This is a genomic window from Plantactinospora sp. GCM10030261, from assembly GCF_042666615.1.
Taxonomy (GTDB): Bacteria; Actinomycetota; Actinomycetes; order Mycobacteriales; family Micromonosporaceae; genus KBS50.
On sequence record NZ_JBHTDD010000058.1, the window covers coordinates 1 to 7,438 of the forward strand.

Here is a 7,438-nt window from a genome sequence, read left to right on the forward strand (position 1 = left end):
GCAGGTGTCGGCGTACCCGGACAAGTACGCGCAGTGGGAGAGCCAGGCCGCTGACCTGGTCGCCGAGCAGTGGAACAGCTGACCCACGACATGACGGGCACGGGCCTCTCGTCAACGCGCTACGCGTTGCCGAGGGGCCCGTCGTCGCGCTCAACGCCGGTCCGCGACCCGGTCACCGTGCTCGTGGTGGAGTCGGGTGCTGAACCTCAGGAAGTCCACCAGGCCGCGCAGCGTGGCGGCGTCCAGGGAGTCGAGGTAGACCCGGCCCCGTTCGACAATCGGTCCGTAGATCTCGTCGACGGCTCGCCGGCTCCGGTCGGTGGGCTGGAGGACGACTCGCCGCCGGTCGGCGCTGTCCCGCACCCGGGTGGCGTAGCCGGCCCGTTCCAGCCGGTCGATTGCGGTTGTGACGCCACCGGTGGTCATCCCGGCGGCCGCCGCGAGTTCGCTCGGGCTCAGGGACCCGGGTCCGAAGATCAGTTCCAGGCACCGGGTGTCGGTGCGATTGAGACCCAGCCGGTCGGCGACCCGTTGGTCGAAAACGTCGAGCGACCGCTGGTACTCCTGCATCGCCCGCCCGACCTCGGCGACCAGGTGCTCCCGCTCGGTGTCCATGCGGCTCCCTCTCCACGATCGGAGAGATCATAGCGCCGATCTAGCCCCTAGATTATCTGATGATCAGCCGATATGGTCATACGATAATCTAGTCATCTGGCCGGACGGAGCCGTCACCATGCCCTCCACCCCTCTCCACGTCCTCGTCATCGGAGCCGGCACCGGCGGGCTGTGCCTCGCGCACGGCCTGCGCCGGGCCGGGATCAGCGTCGCCGTGTACGAGCGCGAACGCACCCGTTCGGACGCGCTGCACGGCTACCGGGTGGGCATCAATCCCACCGGCAACCGGGCGCTCCGCGAATGCCTGCCGCCGGACCTGTTCGACACCTTCCGCGCCACCTGCGCCCGGTCGCCCCGGCACTTCAACGTCCTCACCGGACGGATGCGCCGGACCGCCTCGTTCGCGCTGCCGCCGAGCGACGACCCGGTGAACAGCGAACGCTCCGTTTCCCGCATGACGCTGCGCCAGGTGCTGCTCACCGGAGTTGAGGACGTGGTCCACTTCGACAAGACCTTCACCCACTACGAGCAACGCGCCGACGGGGTCACTGCCCACTTCGCCGACGGCACCTCGGCCACCGGCGACGTCCTTGTCGCCGCCGACGGGACCAGGTCCACCGTCCGCCGGCAGTACCTCCCGCACGCCCGCGTCGAGGAGACCGGCGTCATCTCGATCACCGCGAAGGCGCCCATCACCCCGGAAACGCGGGCCATGCTGCCGCCCGAGGTATTCGACGGAATCTCACTGATCTTCGGAGGGCGGGGGCGGATGGGCATCCTGCACGTGATGGAGTTCGGCTGGGACGAGCGCGGGGCACCCAAGGCGGGCGTCGGCGGCACGGACGCCGACCTCATCGCCCGCTGGCCCGGTCTGCTGTACGACAACACCCGCGACTACCTCAACCTCGCCGTGTGGAGCGCGGCCGACCGGTTCCCCGCCGACGTACGCGACCGCCGGGGTGCCGATCTGATCGAGATCGCCCTCGACCTGACCCGGGACTGGCACCCGGCGTTACGGACGATCTTCGCGGGGAGCGACCCGGGCAGTTGCTTCCCGGTCACACTGGCCACCTCGGTGCCCATCGAACCCTGGCCGACCAGCACCGTGACGCTGCTCGGCGACGCCATCCACACCATGACCCCGGGTCACGGCGTGGGAGCCAACACGGCGCTGCGCGACGCCAGCCTGCTCTGCCGCGCGCTCACGGCAGCATACTCCGGTCGTACGCCGCTGCTGCGCGCGCTCGCCGACTACGAGACGGAGATGATCCGGTACGGCTTCGCCCGGGTGGCCGAGTCGCGCGGTGCCAACGGTACGAGCGGCGACGACCCGCTGTACCGGCCCGTCATCGGCCGTCTCGCCCTGGCCGGTGCCCGTGGCTTCTTCGCCTCGTCCAGCCGGATCCCGCCACTGCGCCGGAAGTTCCTCGCAGATCTGTCCGCCTACCGGGGCGCCGACACGTGACGGCGGCCGGGTCGGTGACGCTCGACCGGCTCCGCCCCCGTGCGGCTGGCCCAAGCCCGCTCACGCACTGCCGGTAACGTCGGTCGCGGAGGGGGGCGCGTCACGCTCGCACGGTACGTCCGAGCAGTGGCTGACGTGCACAATCCGGTTCAGGTCGGGGCAGCGCAGCACATCCTCGGCCGGGCAGTGCAGCGCGTGGTCGATCAGCTCGCGGGCGCGCGTCGCGGCGGCGATGCGCTCGTCCAACTCGGTCAGATGCTGGCGCAGTACGGCCCGCCGGTCCACCGGATCCTCGGCGGCCAGCATGCGCCGCAACTCCGGCACGCTCAACCCGGCCCGCCGGCCGTGCAGGACGATCGCGATCCGGGTACGGTCCTGCGGCGTGTACCGGCGCTGACCGTTCGCCGCCCGGCGGGGGCGGAGCAGTCCTTCGGACTCCCAGTGCCGCAGTACGTGGGTGGCCAGACCGAAGTGCGCGGCCAGGTCACCGATTCCCGTCTCCTCGACGCTTGACTTCATGTCGACATTAAGCGGCACAGTGCTGGACATGGTCAATGACGAACAGACGCGAGACGTCTGGGGGCGGCGGGCCGAGCGGTACGCGAGAACGAGTCAGCGGGTCGAACGACTCACCATCGGAGACAGCCGGCGCTGGATCGGTGCGCGGGCCACCGGCCGTACCCTCGATGTCGCGGCCGGCCCCGGCCGTACCTTCCCCTGGTACGACAACCAGGTGCGACTGGTGGCGGTGGACGCCAGCCCAGGCATGCTGGCGGTGGCCCGGCGGAGGGCGACCGACCTCGGCCGCACCATCGAGGTGATCGAGGCGCGGGCGGAGGCGCTGCCGTTCCCGGACCGGGACTTCGACACGGTGGTCTGCACGCTGGCGCTGTGTGAGGTCGACGACCGGGAGGCGAGCCTGGACGAGATGTACCGAGTCCTCCGCCCGGGTGGCCGGTTGCTGCTGCTCGATCACCTCGAACGGCGGTGGCGCCACGGCCGACCCGCCGACCTGGCCATCCGCCGTGGCTTCCGGGTGGAGCGCCGGGAACGGCTGCGGCTCGGCCTGATCGAACGGCTCGCCGCCATCCGACCAGCGGCCTGACCGGTGCGCCCGCCACCGGATCGGTGAGAAGTCCCTCCCAGCGTCAACCAGGGGCCTCCTCCTTCCCTTGGCGGCCATGGAGGCGGCTGTCGACCGTGGCGGTGAGCAGGGCGACAAGCACGAAACCGATCGTGACCAGCAGGGCGGTCCGGACGGCGGCGGCGTAGTCGCCGTCGGTGAGCCCGGCGAAGAAGACCGCCCCGACACCGGCGATCCCGATGGCGGCGCCGACCCGCTGCCCGGTCTGCAACATCCCGGCGGCGCTGCCGGCCCGATCGACTGGCACCTCGGCGAGGGTCAGGGTCTGGTTTGGAGTGATCACCAAACCGCTGCCGATGCCGGCGACGGCCAGCGGCGCGGCGAGCACCGCCGACAGGTGACCGGGTGCCAGGCTCAGCACCGCCACCACCGCGCCCAGTCCGAGCGCGACAAGCGCCAGACCGGCGGCGACAAGTGGCCGGCCGAGCCGGTTGACCACTCGGCCGCCGAGCGCCGAGGCCACCGCGGCACCGAGCGCGAACGGGGTGAGCGTCAGACCGGCCGCCAGCGCGCTGTACCGCAGTCCGTTCTGCAGGTAGATGGTGAAGACGAAGAAGATCGCGGTGAAGCCGGCGAAGTAGATCAACGCGATCAACGCACCGAGTGTGTACGAGGGCAGCCGGAACAGGGTGAGGTCGAAAACCGGGGTGCGACGCCGCCCGTAGCGGCGTTCCCAGCCGACGAACCCGGCGAGCACACCCAGTCCGGCGGGGATCAGCAACCAACCGGCCGGGCCACGCCACTGTTCCCGCTGCACCAGCGGCAGCAGGATGCAGACCAGGCCGACGCCCAGCAGCGTCACGCCAAGCGGGTCGACCCCCTCACGGTCGGACGATCCGCGTGCCGGCAGCAGCCGCCAGGCGGCGACGATCGCGATCAGTCCGACCGGGATGTTGACATAGAAGACCCAGCGCCAACCCTGTTCCGGGCCGGCCGCCTGGATCAGCAGGCCGCCGAGCAGCGGACCGACCGCCGTGGACACGCCGATCGTGGCACCGAGCAGCCCGAACGGACGCCCCCGGACCGGCGCCGGAAAGAGTTGCTGGATCAGCCCGGTGACCTGCGGATTGACCAGCCCTGCCGCGGCCCCCTGGACGAGTCGGGCGCCGATCAGCCATTCGGCGGATCGGGCCAGCCCGGCCGACGCGCTGGCGACGGTGAACAGGACGAGACCGAGGACGAAGATGCCGCGCCGGCCGCGGGCGTCGCCGTACCGGCCGGCCGGCACCAGCACCAGGCCGAAGGTCAGGGCATATCCGGAGAGGACCCACTGCAGGGCGGACGGATCGGCGGTCAACGCCCGCTGGATGGAGGGCACGGCCACGTTGACGATGCTCACGTCGAGCAGGGTCATGAAGGCGGCGATGAGCCCGACCGCCAGGGCGGGCCACCGTCGTACCGCCGGGTGGCCCCGGTCCGGCGGCTGCTCCACTCGGGTCAGGCCGGCTGCACCGCGCACCACCGGGGACCGAAGTCGAGGCCGGCCAGGGGCGGCGAATCCTCGCGGTGCACGAGGTTCTTCTCGGTCAGCTCGCGCAGCGGCGCGACGAGGTCGTCCTCGGTCAGGCCGGCCTCCTCGGCGATGGCCTCCGGGAAGGGGACCTGACCACGGGCCTCCAGCGCGGTGACCGCGACGTACACCCGCTCCTCGACCTCCGAGAGCTTGACCTTCTGCATGACGACCTCCTCCGCCCCCGCGGGCAGTCTGCGGATCGTGGGATACCCGCCTGGTCAGGGTTGATGCCGCCGGACCGCCAAGTGATCATGAATGTCGGCGGTGTCCTACGCTGCTCGGCGTGAACGAATGGGATGTCGCCGTGGTGGGTGCCGGTCCGGCCGGGCTGTCCGCCGGATATGCCGCCGCCCGGGCCGGTGCCCGGACCCTTGTCCTGGAACGCGCCGAACATCCCCGGTACAAGACCTGCGGTGGGGGCTTGATCGGCGCCTCGCTGACCGCGGTCGCCGACCGGATCGAGGTGCCCGCCGACGACCGGGTCGACCGGTTGACCTTCACCCTCGACGGCCGCCGTGGCTTCACCCGGCGGCACCGGGACGGGTCGCTGCTGACCATGGTCCGCCGGGAGCGCTTCGACGACCGGCTGCGGGAGGCGGCGGAACGGGCCGGCGCCGAGGTCCGGCAGCGTGCGGCGGTCCGGGCCGTCGCGCAGGATCCCGATCGGGTACGGCTCCGGCTCGCCGACGGCACCGAGGTGAGCGCCGCCGTCGTGGTCGGTGCCGACGGCTCGTCCGGTGTCACCGCCCGGCACGTCGGCGTCGCGTACGAGCAGGTCGACCTCGGGCTTGAAGTGGAGTTGCCGGTGCCGGCGGAGGTGGCGGACCGGTGGCGCGGCCGGGTGCTGCTGGACTGGGGGCCGCTGCCCGGGTCGTACGCGTGGGTCTTCCCGAAGGGAGACCGGTTGACCGTCGGTGTCATCGCCGGCCGGGGCGAGGGGGAGCGGACCCGCCGTTACCTCGCCGCGTTTGTCGACCGGCTCGGGCTGACCGGGATCGAGCCGGTGCACGACTCGGGCCACCTCACTCGCTGCCGCACCGAGGTGTCTCCGCTGCGCCGGGGACGGGTGCTGGTGGCCGGCGACGCGGCGGGACTGCTGGAGCCGTGGAGCCGCGAGGGCATCAGCTTCGCCCTGCGCTCCGGCGCGCTGGCCGGCTCCGCCGCTGCCGATGGTGACCCCGACCGGTACGTCGCCGCGGTGACCGCGGACCTGGTTCCCGAGATGCGGGCGGGGCGCCGGCTGCTGGCCGCGTTCGAGAAGCACCCGGGAGTGTTCCACGGGCTGCTCGGCACCCCGCCCGGGTGGCGGATGTTCAGCCGGTTCTGCCGGGGCGAGGCGTCGTTCGCGCGGACCATCGACCGGCTGCCGGTCCGTGCCGGGCTCGCCCTGCTCGGCTAGGGGGTGATCACCGCCCGGCCGTGGATCTCGCCGTTGCGGAGCTTCTCGTACGCCTCCGGCGCTTCCTCCAGCTTGAAGCGCGTCACGTCGGCCTGCAGCAACCCGCGTTCGCCGAGCGCGAGGACCTCCTGCAGTTCGGCTCGGGTGCCCCAGAACGGCATCCGGATGTCGACCTCCATGGGCACCGGTAGTTGACCGGCGCTGGGCTGCACCGACAGCGTTCCACCGCCCAGGCCGACAAGCATCAGCGAACCACCGGTGGCAACCACCGAGCGCGCCGTGTCCACGGTCGGCTGGACACCCACGCAGTCCAGCACGGCGTCGGCACCGTCGGGCGCCGGACCCACGATTGTGCGAACCTCGTCGGCGGCGTCCGGTCCGGCCTTGACCACGTGATGAGCGCCGAGCCGGGTGGCCAGGCCCAGCGCCTCGTCACTGGTGTCCACCGCGATGATCGAGACCGCCGTGGTGGCGACCAGGATCTGGATGGCCATGTGGCCGAGCCCGCCGACCCCGATCACGACGCAGTACCCGCCCGGCCGCAGGTTCCGGCGGGCCAGTTCGATGGCGTGGTACGGCGTGAGTCCCGCGTCGGTGAGCGGCGCGGCCTGGGTGAGGTCCAGGTCGCCGACCTTGAGGAGACGGGAGGCGGGCACCACGACGTACTCGGCGAGGCCGCCGTCGCGGCTGAGGCCGATCCCGCCGACGGGGGTGACCCGGCACTGGTTCTCCAGGCCGCGCAGGCAGGCACGGCACTGACCGCAGCCGATGATGCCGTAGACGGCGGCGGGCTCACCCGCGGACCATCCGGTGACGTCGGCACCCACCTCGGCCACCCGGCCGGAAACCTCGTGGCCGAGCGTCATCGGCGTGGGGAACGCCCCTGCGGGAGCTTCCAGCAGATGCAGGTCGGAATGGCAGGCCCCGACGGCCGAGACGGCGAGCAACACGTCTCGCGGACCCACCTCCGGTACCGGCGTGTCCACCAGTTCGAGGGTGTGCGGGGCGGTCATCTGGACGGCGCGCATCGGGTCCTCCCATGGGTTCGGCTTCCCTTTGGCCGTACCCGTCCCCGGGGCAGGCATGTGCGAGGTGACGCGAGGGCACCCGGCAGGAGGCCACGGGGGAATCTGGGGTATTTACGACCTGATCGCGTCCGGTGGGTGGTTTGACCGTGACCGGGGGCACGCTCAGGCTGGAATCCTGGCGGGCGCCGGTTGGTTACATCCCCCGTACGGCCAGGTAGCAGCGCGCTCGGCGGGCGGATGAGCCCCGGGGCGTGGGCCGGCCCCCGAGGGAATC

At 71.8% G+C, this 7,438-nt stretch carries 8 protein-coding genes; 3 read left to right on the forward strand and 5 right to left on the reverse strand.

From position 1 onward, the window contains the following. Positions 1–150: 150 nt before the first annotated feature. Positions 151–615 (reverse strand): MarR family winged helix-turn-helix transcriptional regulator, encoded by a 465-nt coding sequence (locus tag ACFQUZ_RS32235; RefSeq protein ID WP_377449061.1) that lies wholly within the window; start codon positions 613–615, stop codon positions 151–153. Positions 616–733: 118 nt separating this feature from the next. On the opposite strand from ACFQUZ_RS32235, the gene ACFQUZ_RS32240 reads away from it, so the two are divergent. Then, positions 734–2,080 (forward strand): FAD-dependent oxidoreductase, encoded by a 1,347-nt coding sequence (locus tag ACFQUZ_RS32240; RefSeq protein WP_377449063.1) that lies wholly within the window; start codon positions 734–736, stop codon positions 2,078–2,080. A gap of 60 nt (positions 2,081–2,140) precedes the next feature. Here ACFQUZ_RS32240 and ACFQUZ_RS32245 read toward each other — a convergent pair whose 3' ends face one another. Continuing rightward, positions 2,141–2,599, reverse strand: coding sequence for a MerR family transcriptional regulator (locus ACFQUZ_RS32245; RefSeq protein ID WP_377449065.1), 459 nt, complete (start codon positions 2,597–2,599; stop codon positions 2,141–2,143). On the opposite strand from ACFQUZ_RS32245, the gene ACFQUZ_RS32250 reads away from it, so the two are divergent. Continuing rightward, a complete protein-coding gene (locus ACFQUZ_RS32250) occupies positions 2,598–3,185 on the forward strand; it encodes a class I SAM-dependent methyltransferase (RefSeq protein WP_377449067.1) in 588 nt (195 codons plus the stop codon). The two genes, ACFQUZ_RS32245 and ACFQUZ_RS32250, sit on opposite strands and share 2 nt — an antisense overlap. Positions 3,186–3,228: 43 nt before the next feature. Here ACFQUZ_RS32250 and ACFQUZ_RS32255 read toward each other — a convergent pair whose 3' ends face one another. Both ACFQUZ_RS32255 and ACFQUZ_RS32260 read right to left on the reverse strand, forming a co-directional pair. Next, on the reverse strand, positions 3,229–4,665 hold the full coding sequence (locus tag ACFQUZ_RS32255; RefSeq protein ID WP_377449076.1) for an MFS transporter: 1,437 nt from the start codon (positions 4,663–4,665) through the stop codon (positions 3,229–3,231). After that, a complete protein-coding gene (locus tag ACFQUZ_RS32260; protein ID WP_377449069.1) occupies positions 4,662–4,901 on the reverse strand; it encodes a hypothetical protein in 240 nt (79 codons plus the stop codon). The genes ACFQUZ_RS32255 and ACFQUZ_RS32260 overlap by 4 nt, the downstream gene beginning before the upstream one ends. A gap of 119 nt (positions 4,902–5,020) precedes the next feature. Between ACFQUZ_RS32260 and ACFQUZ_RS32265 the strand changes: the two genes are divergently transcribed. Continuing rightward, complete coding sequence (locus ACFQUZ_RS32265) at positions 5,021–6,136, forward strand: geranylgeranyl reductase family protein (RefSeq protein WP_377449071.1); 1,116 nt, start codon at positions 5,021–5,023, stop codon at positions 6,134–6,136. On the opposite strand, the gene ACFQUZ_RS32270 is transcribed toward ACFQUZ_RS32265, so the two are convergent. Further along, positions 6,133–7,164, reverse strand: a complete 1,032-nt coding sequence (locus tag ACFQUZ_RS32270; RefSeq protein WP_377449074.1) for an NAD(P)-dependent alcohol dehydrogenase — start codon at positions 7,162–7,164, stop codon at positions 6,133–6,135. The genes ACFQUZ_RS32265 and ACFQUZ_RS32270 overlap by 4 nt on opposite strands. Between the last annotated feature and the right edge of the window lie 274 nt (positions 7,165–7,438).